The following is a 15,451-nucleotide window of genomic DNA, read 5'->3' on the forward strand; positions in this document are numbered from 1 at the left end:
GCGAGACACCTTCCGGTGTCCACCTCGGCCCCGGTCCCCCGGCCCCTGCCCTCCACCCCCGTCCAGGAAGGCCCGACCCTTGAGCCCTCAGCACGGACACGCACCCCACGACAGCACGCATCACCACGGTCACGAGCACGGCCCCGCGTCGGGAGCCGCCCGGTGGCGGCACCGGCTCACGCACGTCCTCACCCCCCACTCCCACGAAACCGCCGACAAGACCGACCGGGCGCTCGAAGCCTCGGCCCGGGGCCTGCGCGCCCTGTGGATCTCGCTGGCCGTACTGGGCGTTACCGCGGCGGCGCAAGCGGTCGTCGTCGTGCTCTCGGGATCGGTCGCGCTCCTCGGCGACACGGTCCACAACGCGGCGGACGCCCTCACCGCGCTGCCGCTCGGCATCGCCTTCGTCCTGGGCCGGCGGGCCGCCAACCGCCGCTTCACCTACGGATACGGGCGCGCCGAGGACATCGCCGGGCTCGTCATCGTCCTGACCATCGCCGCCTCCGCCGCGTTCGCCGCGTGGACGGCCGCCGACCGGCTCCTCAACCCGCGCGACATCACGTATCTGCCGGCCGTGGCCGCGGCCGCCGTGATCGGGTTCCTCGGCAACGAATGGGTCGCCCGCTACCGCATCCGCGTCGGCCGTGACATCGGCTCCGCGGCGCTGGTCGCCGACGGACTGCACGCGCGTACGGACGGGTTCACCTCGCTCGCCGTGCTCATCGGGGCGGGCGGCGCAGCCGTCGGCTGGCGGCTCGCCGACCCGATCGTGGGGCTGGCCATCACCGCCGCCATCCTTCTCGTGCTGCGCGACGCCTGCCGTGAGGTCTTCCGGCGGGTGATGGACGCCGTCGACCCGGCCGTCGTGGACAGCGCCGAGCACGCCCTGGAGCACGTACCCGGAGTGCTGGCCGTCAGTGAGCTGCGGATGCGCTGGATCGGGCACCGGCTGCGCGCCGAGGTGGCCATCGTCGTCGACGGCGCGCTCAGCGTGCGGGCAGCCCACGAGGTCGCGGTCGCCGCGGAGCACGCCCTGCTGCACGCCGTCCCCAAGCTCACCGGCGCTCTGGTGCACGCCGACCCCGCGCCCGACCCCGGCGTGCCCGACCCGCACGCGGTACTCGCCCACCACTCCGCGTAAAGGCCGTCGTACTGCGCACCCTGGTCAACAGAGCACTCACAGGCACCGCTTAACATCACCGGTGATGATGGGAAGCAGGACGCAGCGTGCGAGGCGCGGCGCGTGGTGGGCCACGCGGATCGCGGCGCTCTGTCCCGCGCTGAGCGTGCTGCTCGCGGCGCTGGTGATGTGCCTGGGCCCTGCCGCCCACGGCACCGACGGCATGACGGACAGCTCGCTTCCCGCAGTCACCTCAGTTGCCTCGGTCACCTCTGTCACTTCTGTTACGGCTGGTGTCGCGGCTCAGCACCACGCGCGGTCCGCACACCCACACACTGCGGAGACCGTCGCGCGCCGGGGCACCTGTCCGGACGGGGACAGGTGCTGCGACCCGGTCTCCCGGGGTGTACGCGCCGTGCTCTCCGCTCCCGCCCAGCCGCATCCGGCGGTGCTGCCCCGTATGCCCGCCGCCGCGATGGCGGAAGCCCCGCTCCCGAGCACCTCGGGCCTCCCGCCCTCCGGCACCGCCCCCGATCTCCACGTCCTCCAAGTCCAGCGGACCTAGGCCGATGTCGGGCCGGCGCGGCGTCCAACGCCCCGCCGTGCCGCACGCGCGCTCGCGCACACCACGACATCACCCGTCCCGCAGGACCGCCGCGCCACGACACCGCGCGGCGGCGAGGAGTCATACCCATGAGCAGAACCAGCAAGAAGGCCGCGGCCACCGCACGCAAGGCCCGGATCGACGAGATGCGCCGCGCCCAGCAGGCCCGCGACCGGCGCAACCGCATCATCACCCTCACCCTCAGCACGGTCATCGTCGCCGGGCTCGTCGGCTTCGGCGCGTACGCCATCAACAGCGCGAACGACAAGGACGACCAGCAGACGGCCGCGACGAAGAAGCCCGTGCGGGGCGAGAAGAGCTGGGACGCCAAGAAGCTCGGCCGCAACCATGTCACCAAGGCCGTCACCTACAAGATGAATCCGCCCGTCGGCGGGGACCACAACCAGGCCTGGATGACGTGCGACGGCACCGTCTACACCAAGGCCATACCGAACGAGAACGCCGTGCACTCCCTCGAACACGGGGCGGTCTGGGTGACCTACAACGGCAAGGCCGGTGACGCCGACGTCGCGAAGCTCGGCGAGAGGGTCGCCAAGACGCCCTACTCGCTGATGAGTCCGGTCGACGGCCAGGCCGGTCCGATCATGCTGTCCGCGTGGGGCCACCAGCTCACCGTCGACAAGGCCTCCGACCCGCGGGTCGAGCAGTTCTTCACCAAGTACGTGCAGGGTGCGCAGACCCCCGAGCCCGGCGCCGCCTGCACCAACGGCCTGGAGGGGAGCTGATGACGGCCTCGACGGACACCGCCGGGTCCGGTGAGGCGGCCGGGCGGCCCGCTCCCGTCCGGCTGCTCCTCGTGGGCGCGGCCGTCCTCGTCGCCGTCGCCCTGGCCCTGTGGGTTCTGGCCACCCCGGGCAGCGGCGCCGGGCAGCCGTCTTCGGCCGAGCCGCCGGCCGTCGGCTCAGCGGACGCGGGGTTCGCCCGGTCGCCCGTCCCGCCCCGGCAGAAGGCACCCGCATGACGACCACGCTCGACTCGCAGGACCCGATCGCCGTCGCGGCCACGGCGGCGATCCGCCGGGGTGAGGTACGGGCCCTGCGCCACCTGCTCGCCGAACACCCGGGGCTGGCCTCCGCCGCGATCGCGGAGACCGCCCGCCCGAACTGCTCCGGGATCCGCACACTGCTGCACATCGCGACCGACTGGCCCGGCCATTTCCCCAACGGTGCCCAGGTCATCGCCGCCCTGGTGGAGGCCGGGGCGGACCCCGACGCGCGTTTCTCCGGCGCACACACCGAGACGCCCCTGCACTGGGCGGCGAGCAGTGACGACGTCGCCGCCGTCGACGCCCTCGTCGCGGCCGGCGCGGACATCGAGGCGCCCGGCGCGGTCATCGGCAACGGCACGCCCCTCGCCGACGCCTGCGCCTTCGGGCAGTGGCGCGCCGCGTTCCGGCTCGTGGAGCACGGCGCCCACGTCACGTTCGATCAGGCCGCGTCGCTCGGCCTGATCGACCGGGTCAGGGCCTGGGGGGCCGCCGCGGAACCGCCGACGCCGCAGGAGGTGGCCGACGCGTTCTGGTGCGCCTGTCACGGCGGCCGCCTGGCCACCGCCCAGTACTTGTACGGACTGGGGGCGGATCCCGGCCGGGTCGGCCACGGCGACAAGACGCCTCTGGACGTCGCGCGCGAGCAGGAGGCCACGGACGTCGTCGAGTGGCTTTCCGCTGTCGCAGCGAAGCCGGTGGGTGACTCCACGTGATCCGTGCGATTCGGTGCCGCTCCCGGGGTGCTCAATCGGCCCGTGGCGGCTCCAATGGAGGTTGGGGAACCTCGGCGAGGAGGCCTGTTCCATGACGAACGCGACGCGACTGCTGACCGCCCTTCCTCACGAGCACCGCGAACGGCTGATGACGCTCGCCAAGGAGGTGTCGTTCGACGAGGACGAGCGGATCTTCGAGGAGGGCCACATCGCCGACCGGTTCTGGGTCGTGCGCTCGGGCGCGGTCTCTCTGGACCAGCAGGTCACCGAGCACAGGAAGGTGACGGTCGCCTCGCTGGGCTCGGGTGATCTGCTCGGCTGGTCATGGCTGTTCCCGCCGCACAAGTGGGACTTCGGCGCCGAGGCGTTCAGCCCCGTGCGCGCCTACGAGTTCGACGCGCAGGCGGTGCGCGACCTCTGCGAGACCGATCCGGCGCTGGGCATGACCCTGATTCGTACCGTCGCCGAGATCCTGGCGTACCGGCTCGGGGCGACCCGCGCCAAGCTCATGGAGCAGTACACCATCCACCGGACGCAACCGATCTGACACCGGCCGCAACCGAACCGCGCGGGCCGCGCACCGCCGCAGCCGCCCTCAGACCCCGCTCGCCACCTCCCGTTCCGTCACCTCGGACAGACCCTCTCCCGGCTGCGGCACCCGCAGGTGCCGGAGTCGGGCCGTGCACCAGATGCCGACGGCCGAGATGGCCATGAGCATGAGTGCCGTCGGCCAGTAGTGGCCGCCCGCGGCCGCGGCGAGGGAGACCGCCGCGAGCGGCGCGAGGCCGCCGAAGACCATGTTGCAGATCTGGTAGGACAGCGAGATGCCGGTGTAGCGGACGTGCGGGGCGAAGCCCTCCGCGAGGATCGAGGCGATGGGCCCGTACAGCGCGGACATCACCAGGCGCATCGCCAGCATCATCAGCCAGATCAGGACGACACTGCCGGTGCCGAGGGCCATGAACTGCGGGATCGACAGGACGATCACGCCGGCCAGGCCCGCGATGACGACCTTGTGCGGGCCGATCCGGTCCGCCAGCCAGGACAGCCACGGCGTGACCAGGAGTTCCAGGAAGGCTGCCAGGGTGAGGCCGTTGAGGAGCATGGACTCGGACAGGTGGAGGTCACCTGTGCCGTACGAGAGCAGAAAGCTGGTCACGACGTAGTAGCCGCCGGTCGCGGTGGCCAGGGCGAAGACGCCGATGAGGACCGTGCGCCACGCTTTCTGGAAGACCTCCACGACGGGCAGCTTCTGTTCGGCGGCGGTGTGCTCGTCGCGCACCTCGGACATGACGGGCGACTCCTCCAGCTTCACCCGTACGACGAGGCCGACGATCACCAGGACCGCGGACGCCAGGAACGGCACGCGCCAGCCCCAGCTCATGAACGCGTCGTTGCCGAAGAGGTTCATGAGACTGAAGGCGCCGGTCGACAGCAACGCGCCGACGGATGAGCCGAGTTGGGCGAACGAGCCGAAGAACGCGGACTTGCCGGGCGGGGCGTTCTCCACCGTGATGAGTACGGCGCCTCCCCACTCGCCGCCGATCGCGATGCCCTGGATGAGGCGCAGCGTGATGAGCAGGACCGGAGCCAGCGCGCCGACCTGGGAGTAGGTGGGGAGCAGGCCGATCGCGAACGATGCGACGCCCATCATCATGAGCGTGATGACGAGGGTCTTCTTCCGGCCGACGCGGTCGCCTATGTGTCCGAAGACGATGCCACCGAGCGGGCGCAGCAGGAAGCCGACGGCGAAGGTCGCGAACGCCGAGAGGGTCTTGAGGTAGGGCGACATGCCCGGCGGGAAGAACACGTCGTCGAAGACGATCGCCGCAGCGGTGGCGAAGGCGTAGAAGTCGTACCACTCGATGGAGGTGCCGGCGAGGGCCGCGAAGGCGGCTCTGTACGGGCTCTGTCGGGTGGCGGATGGCTGTGTCGGCATGAAGCCTCCGGGGACAGGAGAGGCGGGGAAGGGGAGGGGAGAGGACGGAGGGTCAGCGGCCGGGGGCGGCCCAGGCGCGGGCGCCGCCGATCCAGGTCTCGCGCACGCCGATGGAGGCGAGTTCGGCCGGGTCCGCGGTGAGCGGGTCGCTGTCGAGGACCACGAAGTCGGCGAGCATGCCCGGGGCCAAGGCGCCGACCGCGTGTTCGCGGTGCAGGGCGGCGGCCGCCGCAGCGGTGTGCGCGTGCAGGCCGTCCGCGACGGGCATGCGCAGCGCGGCGTCGCCAAGGACGGTGCCGAGTACGGTGCGCCGGGTGGCCGCCGCGGAGATCGCCTCCAGGGGGGCGGGCGGTGCGACGGGCGCGTCGGAGCTGAAGACGACGGGCACGCCCGCGGCGAGGCAGGCGCCCGCCGGGTTGTAGCGGTGGCCGAGGTCGCCGACGGCGGTGAGCGTGCCGTCGCCGGTGCGCAGGTGGTGCTGGGGCTGCATGACGGGCACGACGCCCAACTCGCCCATGCGGACGATCTGTTCGTCGGTGGGCAGACCGGAGTGCTCGATGCGGTGCCGGATGCCGGGCCGCTCTCGGTCGGCCTGCGCCTTCTCGACGGCGTCGAGGACCATGCCGATGGCGAACGGGGACTGGGCGTGGGTGGCGGTCTGCAGGCCCGCGCGGTGGGCGCGGCCGACGAGCTCGGCGTACTCCTCGGCCGAGTGGTAGAGCTGCCCGTGGTGGCAGCAGTCCGCCGCGTATCCGTCGGGGAAGTACGCGGTCCAGCCGCCGAGTGTGCCGTCGGCGTAGAACTTCACGCCCTGGACGCGGAAGTGGTCGTCGCCGAAGCCGTTCACGACGCCCAGGTCGAGCGCGGTGTCGAGGAGCGCGGACGTGAGGTAGGCGGAGACGCGCAGGCGCAGCGAGCCGTCCTGACGGGCCCTCAGATAGGTCTCCATCTCGCGACGCGAGGCCTGGGCGTCGCCGACAGTGGTGACGCCGGCGGCGAGGAAGACCTCCTGGGCGCGCAGGAGGTGATCGGCCATGATCGCGTCGGGTTCGGAGAGGTGGAAGTTCGGTCCGTGGTTGCCGATCTTCACGCCGCCGGGTCCGGTGAGCAGGTCGCAGGCCGCGTCCCAGAGCTGTCCGTCGGGTTCGCCGGAGGGCAGGCGGCCGATGCTGCCGCCCTCGGGGTCGGGGGTGCCCGCGGTGACGCCGCAGGTGCGCAGGGTGTGGGAGTTGACGACGCCGCCGTGGCCGGAGGCGTTCATGACGTACACCTCGCGGTCGGTGGCGACGCGGTCGAGGTCGTGACAGGTGGGGTGGCGGCGTTCGGTGAGCCTGCGGTGCTCGTAGCCGAAGCCGCGCACGGGGACTCCGGCGGGGAGTTCGCGGGCGGCGTCGGTGAGGACGGCGACGAGGGTCTCGATGTCGGGGACGCGTTCGGGCCGGCAGTCGACCCAGGCCAGGGCCTGTCCGTACATCACGGGGTGGCAGTGGGCGTCGACGAAGCCGGGGTGGACGAGGCCGCCGTCGAGTTCGAGGCTCTCGTCGATCCGGCCGCCGAGCGCGGCACGTGCCTCGTCGGCGGTGCCGACGAGGACGACGCGGCCGCCGCGTACGGCGAGTGCCTCGGCGCGTACGGGGGTTCCGGCGGCGGCGACCGCCGCGCCGGTCACCAGGAGCGTGCGGTCGGCGTCATCGAGGGGGTGGTGCATGAAGGGGCCTGCTTTCGACCGTGGGACGACCATGAGGGCAGCCGCGCACAGACAGGCGCGGCGAATGATTCGTTCGCATGGACGATAAGCAGCCGACGTTGACTTGACTAGATGTACTGCTGAGAAACTTTTCGTAGGTTCAGGCGAGCCGTCACTTACGCATCATCCGACCTGCGTCTCATTCGGCGGCCGGATCCTCATAGCGCTCCTTGATGAGTTCCAGGTGCACCCAGCTCTCCACCGCGCGCACACCCTTCACGGCCCGCATGTCCTCGACGGCCGTCCGGATCGCCGCGAGGGACTCCACCGTGATCGTGCCGACCAGGTCCGCGCGGCCCATGCAGGAGGACAGGAAGGAGACCTGGTCGCGGTCTGCGAGACGTGCGGCGACCTCGTCCCGCTCCGCCTCGACGCGCACCGCGAAACCGCACAGGATGCCGAGACCGAGGAGTTCGGGGCGCACCAGCGCGAGGACCTTCGCGACGCCGCCGTCGAGGAGCCGCAGCGTGCGCGCGCGGGCCGCACCGGCCGACAGGCCGACCCGCTCGGCGAGCTCGGCGAACGGGAGGCGGCCGTCGGCCTCCAGCTCGCGCAGGACGAGCTGGTCGGTCTCGTCGAGTTCCGTGACAGCCGGCTCGCCCGCGAGCAGATACGGGTCCTTGAGGTGACGGGTGGAGATCAGCGGGTCCACGACGTCGACACCGGGCAGGCAGCGGACGCGTTCGATCGCCCGGTCCAGATCGGCGATCCCCTTCGTGCGCAGCTCGGCCATGACCGCGTAGCCGCCGGCGGTCAGCGTGACGAACGGCGCCTCGGGCATGGCGGCGATGGCGCGCGCCACGGGCCCGGCCGGACCGCGGACACCGATCGACAGATGCGCCGACGCGGTGAGACCCCGGACGGCGGGGTGCACGACGGCCACCACACGCACACCGCCGCCCTCGAGCAGTCGCTGGACGCGGGCCCGGGTGGCGGGCCGGGAGAGGCCGACCCGCTGCGCCAGCGTCTCGTACGTCAGACGGCCGTCCGCCTGCAGCTCGCGGACGACGGCGAGGTCGATGTGGTCCAGGTCCACCGGGGCTTCCCCTCAGCTCGGCTGCCCGGGCACGGCCGCACCCGGGGTCGGCGCCCATTGTCGACCACGGCGGCACGGGCGCTGGACACCCGTGACGCCCATCACGGACGCCCGTCTCATGCGGACTGGACAATTATGGAAGACGAAACGTAACTTCAACACCGAAGCGACCGACGAATCATTCGTCGCCCTGAGTTCGTCGCTCCAAGCGTGGGGAGAATGTGATGGGTCAGCCGGTGGTGGTCTTCACCGACCCCGAGGAGCTGGATGTCGAGCCGGGCGCGCGCCTGCTGCGCGACGCGGGCTTCGAGGTCCGCGTGGTCGGGAGCCGCGACCCCGCCAGGATCGCGGCGGCCGCGCACGACGCCGAGGCCCTGATCGTCGGCTACGCCCCGGTGGACGCGGCCCTCCTGGACCGACTGCCGACGGTGCGCATGCTGGCCACGATGTCCGCCGGTTACGACATGGTGGACACCGCCGAGGCCCGCCGGCGCGGCCTGTGGGTGAGCAACCTGCCGCACGCGGCCACCGAGGACGTCGCCGTGCACGCACTCGCGGCCACCCTCTCCCTCGTACGCCACCTGCCGCACGCCGACGCCACGGTGCGGACCGGCGGATGGAACACGGAGTTCGGTGAACTGCCGCGCCGGGCCAGCGAGTTGACGCTCGGCCTGGTCGGGTTCGGCCGTATCGCCCGTGCCCTGGCGCGGATGGCGGCGCCCGTCTTCGGCCGCGTGGCCGCCTTCGACCCGCACGCCGATCCGGCCGGCTGGCCGCCCGAGGTCGACCGGCTCGACCTCGACGAGCTGGTGAGCCGCGCCGACGTACTGTCCCTGCACACCCCCCTCACCCCGCAGACCCACGGTCTCGCGGACGAGGCCCTGCTCGCCCGGATGCGGCCGGGCTCGTTCCTCGTGAACGTCTCGCGCGGTGAACTCGTCGACCCCGACGCGCTCCTGCGCGCGCTGGACAGCGGGCACCTCGCCGGGGCCGCGCTCGACGTGTTCCCGGTCGAACCCCCGCCCGCCGACGACCCGTTGCGCACCCACCCGCGCATCCAGCTCTCCCCGCACAGCGCGTTCCTGTCCGACGCCTCGCAGCGCGCGTACGTGTGCGCGCCCGCCGAGAACGTCATCGCCTGGCACCGCACCGGCCGCCCGCTCACGCCCGTGGTCGACCCGACCCTCGAAGGAGCCGTCTCGTGACCGACCTGCTGACCCCCGCCGCCGATCAGGACGCCGCGCAGACGGAACTGCGGCTGCGCCGCGAACTCGCCGCCGTCTACCGGCTCGTGGCCCATTTCCGCATGACCGACCTGATCTTCACGCACATCTCGCTGCGCCTGCCGGGCCCGGACCACCACTTCCTGATCAACCCGTACGGGCTGCTCTTCGAGGAGATCACCGCCTCCAACCTGGTCAAGATCGACCTGTCCGGGAACCCGGTCGAGCCGACCCCCTATCCGGTCAACCCGGCCGGGTTCGTCATCCACAGCGCGATCCACGCCGCCCGCGAGGACGCCCAGTGCGTCCTGCACACGCACACCAAGGCGGGCTGCGCCGTCGCCGCGCAGCAGGGCGGGCTGCTGCCGCTGAACCAGATGTCGATGGAGTTCCACAACCGGGTCGGCTACCACGACTACGAGGGCGTGGCGCTCAACCTGGACGAGCAGAAGCGCCTCGTCGACGACATCGGCGGCCACCCCGCGCTGATCCTGCGCAACCACGGCCTGCTCACCGTCGGCGGGAGCGCGGCCCAGGCGTTCCTGCGCATGTACTACCTGGAGAAGGCCTGCGAGATACAGGTCACCGCACAGGCGGGCGGCGTCCCGCTGACCGTGCCGTCGCCGGAGGTGTGCGAGTACACCGCCCGGCAGCTCGCGGGCGAGGCGGAGGCCGACTCGGACTTCCAGGACGAGGACGCGTACGAGCTGGCGTGGGCGGCGATGCTGCGCCTGCTCGACCGGATCGCGCCCGACTACAAGGACTGAGCGAGGACTGAGCGGGAGCCAAGAGCTGAACTGAGCCTCAGGGGAAGTGGACGGCGGGGCCCTCTTGGGGCCCCGCTCGCCCTTCGTACGGTGGTGCTTCGCCTGGAGTTAACCCGCACGTCACCCCGCGACCGCCATGGTCGGTAAGCATCTGTTCTTCCGATCGCGGTTTCACCAGGGGGAACGACAGTGCAGAGCGCCCGTGCCAGACGTGTGATCAAGCGGAGCGCTCCGGCCGGCGTGGCTTCCCTCGCGGCCGTGCTCCTGCTCGCGGGGTGCGGCGCGGGCGGCCCGGGTGACTCCGACGATCAGGCGTCCTCGGCCGGGGCCTCCCCCGTGGCCGACATCGACTGCGCGGGCAAGAGCCAGGTTCCCGGCTCGGGTTCGACCGCCCAGGAGAACGTGATGAAGTACTGGATCGACCAGTACCAGCGCGCCTGCCCCGGCGTCCAGATCGCGTACAGCCCGCTCGGTTCGGGCGCCGGTGCCGCCCAGTTCCTGCGCGGCGCGACCGCGTTCGGCGGCTCGGACAGCGCGCTGAAGCCCGAAGAGGTCGAGCTGTCGAAGCAGACGTGCACCGGGGGCCGGGCCATCAACCTGCCGATGGCGGGCGGCCCCATCGCGGTCGGCTACAACCTGCCCGGCGTCGACGACCTGGTCCTCGACGCCGCGACCCTCGCCAAGATCTTCGACACCCGGATCACCACCTGGGACGCCCCGGAGATCCGCGCGCTCAACCCCGGCGCGGAACTGCCCTCGACCCGCATCCGCCCGGTGCACCGCTCGGACGACTCGGGCACGACGCAGAACCTGCAGGCCTACCTCGCGGGAGCCGCCCCGGCCGCCTGGCCCTACTCGGCGGAGAAGTCCTGGCAGGGCAAGGGCGGCGGCTCGGCGAACGGCTCCAGCGGTGTCGTCTCGCAGGTCAACTCCTCGTACGGGTCGATCGGTTACTTCGAGCTGTCCTTCGCGGCGAGCAGCCAGGTACCGACCGTCAGCATCGACACGGGCACGGCGGAGCCCGTCGCCCCGTCGCCGGAGTCCGCGTCCGCCGGAATCGCCGCAGCCCGTGTCGCCGGCGAGGGCAAGGACATGTCGCTGAAGTTCCGCTACGGTCACTCGGCCGCGGGGGCGTACCCGATCGTCCTGGTCACGTACGAGATCGTGTGCGACAAGGGCAACCGGGCCGCCACACTCCCCGCACTCAAGTCCTTCCTGACCTACACCGCGAGCGACGAGGGCCAGCAGGCGCTGACCCGGATCCACTACGCGCCGCTTCCGGACACGGTCGCCACCCAGGTGCGGGAGACCGTGCAGTCCCTGTCCTGACGGCCGCAGGACCGCGCGCCGTCCAAGCGCACTCGGCCCCAAATGCCCTGAGGTCACCGGGAGTTCGCGCGACGGTGCGTGACGCCCCGTTCCCCTCGTCGCCCGTGAGTGTCACCATGCTGAGCCCGGGCATGTCCCGCGGCCTGACGGGAGGCTCCTATGGCTCAGGTGTACTTGCGGCGGCTGTCTCGGTGGCAGGCGGAGCAGCAGCGAGATGCCGTCGCTGACGTGTATGTCTCGGCGTACCACGGGGCCGCGGGGGCCGAGTACCGCGACCGGCAGGGGTTCCTGACCCGCTTCGAGAAACACGGCCGGCGTCCCGACTTCGACATGGTGGTGGCCGACTCGGGCGGCCTCGTCGGCTGCGTGTACGGGTTCCGGGCCGACCGCACCGGTGACTGGTGGGCAGGCTTCCGGGGTGACCTGCCGACCGAGTTCGAGGAACTCACCGCGTCCGGCCGGGCCTTCGTTCTCGCCGAACTGATGGTGCTGCCCGCCCACCGGCGCCACGGCGTCGCGACGGACCTGCAGGTACGGCTCCTCACGCGCCACGACACCGATCTGATCGTCGCCGCGGTGGACCTGCCGGACCCCGCAGACCCCGAGGCGCCGGGCTCCACGCTGCTGCGCTCCTGGGGCTGGCTGAATCTCGGCACATCGGACCCCGGCGACGCACCCGGAGCGCGCGACCAGCAGCTGTGGGTGCGCAGGCCCCTGAGGTAAGCGCCCGTCCCTCCCCCACGCCCGGTCTATAGCCTCTCCCCATGGGTCTGGACATCACCGTTCTCGTCGTCGACTGGGACCACCTCGGGCGGACGCCTGCCGCTGAGCGCCTCGCGATGCTCGAGGACGCCGCGTACCCGGACGACGACTGCGACGACGGTGGCGGTGCGGACGCGCGGGTCGAGCACGGGTGGGTGAGGTGGCCCGGGATGCCGTGGTGCGCCCTGTACGAGTTCTTCGAGACGCTCGGTTCGTTCAAGCCCCACTTCTGGGCCGGCCAGGCGTGGGAGGACGTCCGTGACTTCGCCGAACCCGGCCTGCGGGCCGCACTCGACGCGTTCCTGGCAGGGCTGTTCTGGATGGGCCTCGACGATGACGCCGACACGGGCACAGACACAGAAACGGATACGGAGGACGAGCCGGCCGTCGGGCTCTTCCCCGCCGAACCGGACCCCTGGCACCCTCGGCTGCTCGTCGTCCGTACGCCGGAACAGGTCCCGGACCTGGCGCGCGCGTGGGCCGTTGCCGCACCCCTTCTCGAAGGACTCCGCGAGCCGTACGCGATACACGCGGAGCGTCCAGGGCGCTGGATCGCGAACTTCGAGGAGTTCGCCATGCTGCTCCGCGACTGGGGCGAGGTCGTGACCGAGGCGTCCCGGAGCGGCCGTGGCCTGATCGGACTCCCGATCTGACGGCGCCATATGACGACGTGTGATGACAGCTGCGGACATCGCGGGACCGCTGAAGACCGCTGCCGGCGAGGTCGCGTACCGCCTCCCACCTCCTACGACCGGCCTCGGACCGCTGTTGACGCGCATGGGATGCTGAGGCGTCCGCGGATCATGGCTGGATCAGGAGAGTGCGGCAGAGTGAGGGCAGTGACACGGGTGACGGCGATCGGGGGCACGTGGGACCGGTTCGTGGCGTCCGATCCAGGACTGCTGCGGCTGATGGCGGGACTGCGGACGGTCGGCGCGATCGCGCTCACCCTGGCCGTTCTCGCGGCGTTCCACACCGATGTGACGCACATGGTCGCCGGCGCCATGGCCGCGATGGTGGCCACGTTCGCGATCAGGGAGAAGGACGTACGCGGCCAGGCCGTCACCCTCGCCCTCGGCCTGCCCGTGGCGCTTGCGGCGGTGTCGCTGGCCGCGCTGCTGCACAACCAGGTCGTCGCGGGTGACCTCTTCTTCATCGCCCTGATCTTCGGCGCCGTCTACAGCCGCCGCTTCGGGGACCGCGGCACCGCGCTGGGCCTGATCGGCTTTCAGATCTACTTCGTCTCCCTGTTCGTGAGCGCGACGGTGTCGTCGCTGCCACGGCTGTACGCGACGCTGGCCGTCGCCTTCGCGTGCAGCGCGGTCGTGCGCTTCGCCGTCGTACCGGAGACACCGGAGCGCGTGCTCGGCCGGCTGCGTGACGCGTTCAGGGCGCGGCTCGGGCAACTGGTGGGCACGCAGGCGGAACTGCTCGACGCCGAACCGGACCAGCTGGAGAAGGTCCTCGACGACCTGCGGCGGGGCACCGCACGGCTGCACGAGACGGCGCTGATGATCCAGGGCCGCCTGGAGGAAGGCACCCGGGACTCGGCCACGGCCGCCCTCGTACAACGCAGGATCGCCGACGCCGAGATCGCGGCCGAACGCCTCGGCGTCCTGCTGCTCAACGCCCGCAGCGCCGAGCGTGCCGACACCCTCACCCTGCATCTGCCGCACGCGCCCGTGCCGGAGCCGTCGAAGCGCCTGTACGCCGACGACGACGCGACCGCGACCCTGCGCCGCGACCTCAACGCTCTGCACCTGCTCGTCGCCCGCCCGGTGACGGGCAACCGCGGGACGGCTGTCGCGCACGTACGCAACCGGCTGCTCGCCTACCGCGACGAGGACAATCTGCCGCGCGGCTCCGCCGCCGTACAGGACGTCTTCCGCGGGATCGGTGAGGCGGCGCGCGCCGTCATGGGCCTGCGGGTCGCCCTCGACGGGCCGCAGGACGAGTCCGACGACTCCCCGGCGACGACGCGCTCCCGCGAGGAACTCGACGCCGAGGACCTCGCGATCACCAGCTCCGAGCAGGACGAGGACGACAAGGACGACCGCACCGGGCTCCAGCGGCCCACCACGCGGGCCGCGTTCCAGGTCGCGGTGGGCTCGTCCCTGGCCATCGTCGGCGGCGAGTTCCTCTCCAGTCAGCGCTGGTACTGGGCGGTCCTGACGTGCTGGGTGGTCTTCCTCAACACCGCGTCCACGGGCGAGATCCTGGTCAAGGGCTACCGCCGGCTCCTCGGCACGGTGTTCGGCGTGGTCGCCGGTGTCGTGCTCGCGGGCGTGGTCGGTAACCACACATGGACGGCGTTCGCCCTCGTCCTGGTCTTCATCTTCGCGATGTTCTTCACGGCGCCGCTGTCGTACGCCCTGATGTCGTTCTTCGTCACCGCGATGCTGGGCCTGCTCTACACACTCCTCAACACGTACAGCCTGGACGTGCTCGTCCTGCGGATCGAGGAGACGGCGCTCGGCGCCGCGTGCGGCATCGTCGCCGCGGTGCTCGTGCTGCCGGTGCACACGGACCGCCGTACCGACGAACTCCTCAGTACGGTCCTGGTCAGGCTCGGTGACGTCGTGTCGGCCGCAGTGGAGCAGCTCAGCGGCGGGCCCGCGGTCGATCTCCTCGACAAGGCGCGGGACCTGGACACGGCCCTGGAGGATCTGCGCGCCTCCACGAAGCCGCTGACGCACCCGATCACGCCGCTACGGGTGCGGAGGCAGACGGCCCGCTATCTGGTGGCGCTCCTGGAGACCTGCGCCTATCACGCCCGTTCTCTGGCGGCGACGGCCGAGCTCGTGCCGTACAGCAAGACCATCGCGGCGGATCCGCGGCTCGAGCGGGCCGGGGTGCGTATCGCGCACAACATCGACGTGATCGACGCGCATGTGCGGGACGAGAAGACCGGCGGGGAGGTCCAGGCGGGCGCGAGCATCGCCTCGATGCTGGAGGCGGACGGGACGGGGGCGCTGCGCTCGGGCACGGTCACCTTCCGCGTGCTGCGGCATCTCCAGCGCCTCGACGAGGGGGTCGTGGGTCTCGCCCGGCCGCTCGATGTGCCGGTCGCGAGGCACCGGCGCTGAGGCGCTGCGGGTTGAGGCGCTGACGATCGAGGCGTTTCAGGAAGGCGGGAACGGAGCGGGCCGGGGCGGCCTGATCGGCTGCCCCGGCCCGTCGACCGTGTCCGTCCGCCGACTTT

Annotated in this window: 16 protein-coding genes; 12 read left to right on the forward strand and 4 right to left on the reverse strand. The window is 71.7% G+C overall.

Going from position 1 to position 15,451, the window contains the following annotated elements; all coding sequences use genetic code 11:
• Positions 1-79: 79 nt before the first annotated feature.
• Entirely contained in the window at positions 80-1,141 is a 1,062-nt protein-coding gene (locus tag OG698_RS04905; protein WP_406101633.1) for a cation diffusion facilitator family transporter, read from the forward strand.
• A gap of 36 nt (positions 1,142-1,177) precedes the next feature.
• Here OG698_RS04905 and OG698_RS04910 read toward each other — a convergent pair whose 3' ends face one another.
• A complete protein-coding gene (locus OG698_RS04910; protein ID WP_406101634.1) occupies positions 1,178-1,390 on the reverse strand; it encodes a hypothetical protein in 213 nt (70 codons plus the stop codon).
• Between the two features lie 145 nt (positions 1,391-1,535).
• Here OG698_RS04910 and OG698_RS04915 point away from each other — a divergent pair, with 145 nt between their 5' ends.
• The 5 genes from OG698_RS04915 to OG698_RS04935 all read left to right on the forward strand — a co-directional run bounded on the left by OG698_RS04915 (position 1,536) and on the right by OG698_RS04935 (position 3,993).
• Positions 1,536-1,685, forward strand: a complete 150-nt coding sequence (locus OG698_RS04915) for a hypothetical protein (protein WP_399971729.1) — start codon at positions 1,536-1,538, stop codon at positions 1,683-1,685.
• Between the two features lie 128 nt (positions 1,686-1,813).
• Positions 1,814-2,470, forward strand: a complete 657-nt coding sequence (locus OG698_RS04920; RefSeq protein ID WP_406101635.1) for a DUF3105 domain-containing protein — start codon at positions 1,814-1,816, stop codon at positions 2,468-2,470.
• Positions 2,470-2,706 carry a hypothetical protein gene (locus OG698_RS04925; RefSeq protein WP_406101636.1) on the forward strand — a complete coding sequence of 79 codons (237 nt, stop codon included), beginning with the start codon at positions 2,470-2,472 and terminating at the stop codon, positions 2,704-2,706. Before OG698_RS04920 ends, OG698_RS04925 begins: the two co-directional genes overlap by 1 nt.
• Entirely contained in the window at positions 2,703-3,446 is a 744-nt protein-coding gene (locus tag OG698_RS04930; RefSeq protein ID WP_406101637.1) for an ankyrin repeat domain-containing protein, read from the forward strand. Before OG698_RS04925 ends, OG698_RS04930 begins: the two co-directional genes overlap by 4 nt.
• Before the next feature lie 91 nt (positions 3,447-3,537).
• Positions 3,538-3,993, forward strand: a complete 456-nt coding sequence (locus OG698_RS04935) for a cyclic nucleotide-binding domain-containing protein (protein ID WP_399971721.1) — start codon at positions 3,538-3,540, stop codon at positions 3,991-3,993.
• A 48-nt stretch (positions 3,994-4,041) separates the two neighbouring features.
• Here OG698_RS04935 and OG698_RS04940 read toward each other — a convergent pair whose 3' ends face one another.
• The 3 genes from OG698_RS04940 to OG698_RS04950 form a co-directional block, all read right to left on the reverse strand.
• Complete coding sequence (locus tag OG698_RS04940) at positions 4,042-5,385, reverse strand: MFS transporter (RefSeq protein WP_406101638.1); 1,344 nt, start codon at positions 5,383-5,385, stop codon at positions 4,042-4,044.
• A gap of 52 nt (positions 5,386-5,437) precedes the next feature.
• On the reverse strand, positions 5,438-7,093 hold the full coding sequence (locus tag OG698_RS04945; protein WP_406101639.1) for an amidohydrolase: 1,656 nt from the start codon (positions 7,091-7,093) through the stop codon (positions 5,438-5,440).
• 178 nt (positions 7,094-7,271) lie between these two features.
• Positions 7,272-8,168 (reverse strand): Lrp/AsnC family transcriptional regulator, encoded by an 897-nt coding sequence (locus OG698_RS04950; RefSeq protein WP_406101640.1) that lies wholly within the window; start codon positions 8,166-8,168, stop codon positions 7,272-7,274.
• Positions 8,169-8,392: 224 nt separating this feature from the next.
• Between OG698_RS04950 and OG698_RS04955 the strand changes: the two genes are divergently transcribed.
• The 6 genes from OG698_RS04955 to OG698_RS04980 all read left to right on the forward strand — a co-directional run bounded on the left by OG698_RS04955 (position 8,393) and on the right by OG698_RS04980 (position 15,335).
• Positions 8,393-9,373: a C-terminal binding protein gene (locus OG698_RS04955; protein ID WP_406101641.1), complete on the forward strand. Its 981-nt coding sequence runs from the start codon at positions 8,393-8,395 to the stop codon at positions 9,371-9,373.
• On the forward strand, positions 9,370-10,158 hold the full coding sequence (locus tag OG698_RS04960; RefSeq protein ID WP_399971711.1) for a class II aldolase/adducin family protein: 789 nt from the start codon (positions 9,370-9,372) through the stop codon (positions 10,156-10,158). The genes OG698_RS04955 and OG698_RS04960 overlap by 4 nt, the downstream gene beginning before the upstream one ends.
• A 240-nt stretch (positions 10,159-10,398) precedes the next feature.
• Positions 10,399-11,487 carry a phosphate ABC transporter substrate-binding protein PstS gene (gene pstS, locus OG698_RS04965; protein WP_406101643.1) on the forward strand — a complete coding sequence of 363 codons (1,089 nt, stop codon included), beginning with the start codon at positions 10,399-10,401 and terminating at the stop codon, positions 11,485-11,487.
• Between the two features lie 159 nt (positions 11,488-11,646).
• A complete protein-coding gene (locus OG698_RS04970) occupies positions 11,647-12,210 on the forward strand; it encodes a hypothetical protein (protein ID WP_406101644.1) in 564 nt (187 codons plus the stop codon).
• Between the two features lie 41 nt (positions 12,211-12,251).
• Complete coding sequence (locus OG698_RS04975) at positions 12,252-12,902, forward strand: hypothetical protein (RefSeq protein ID WP_406101645.1); 651 nt, start codon at positions 12,252-12,254, stop codon at positions 12,900-12,902.
• A 258-nt stretch (positions 12,903-13,160) separates the two neighbouring features.
• On the forward strand, positions 13,161-15,335 hold the full coding sequence (locus tag OG698_RS04980; protein ID WP_406110849.1) for an FUSC family protein: 2,175 nt from the start codon (positions 13,161-13,163) through the stop codon (positions 15,333-15,335).
• The last annotated feature ends 116 nt before the right edge of the window (positions 15,336-15,451 follow it).

Origin of the sequence: Streptomyces sp. NBC_01003 (assembly GCF_045162695.1) — a bacterium.
GTDB lineage: Bacteria > Actinomycetota > Actinomycetes > Streptomycetales > Streptomycetaceae > Streptomyces.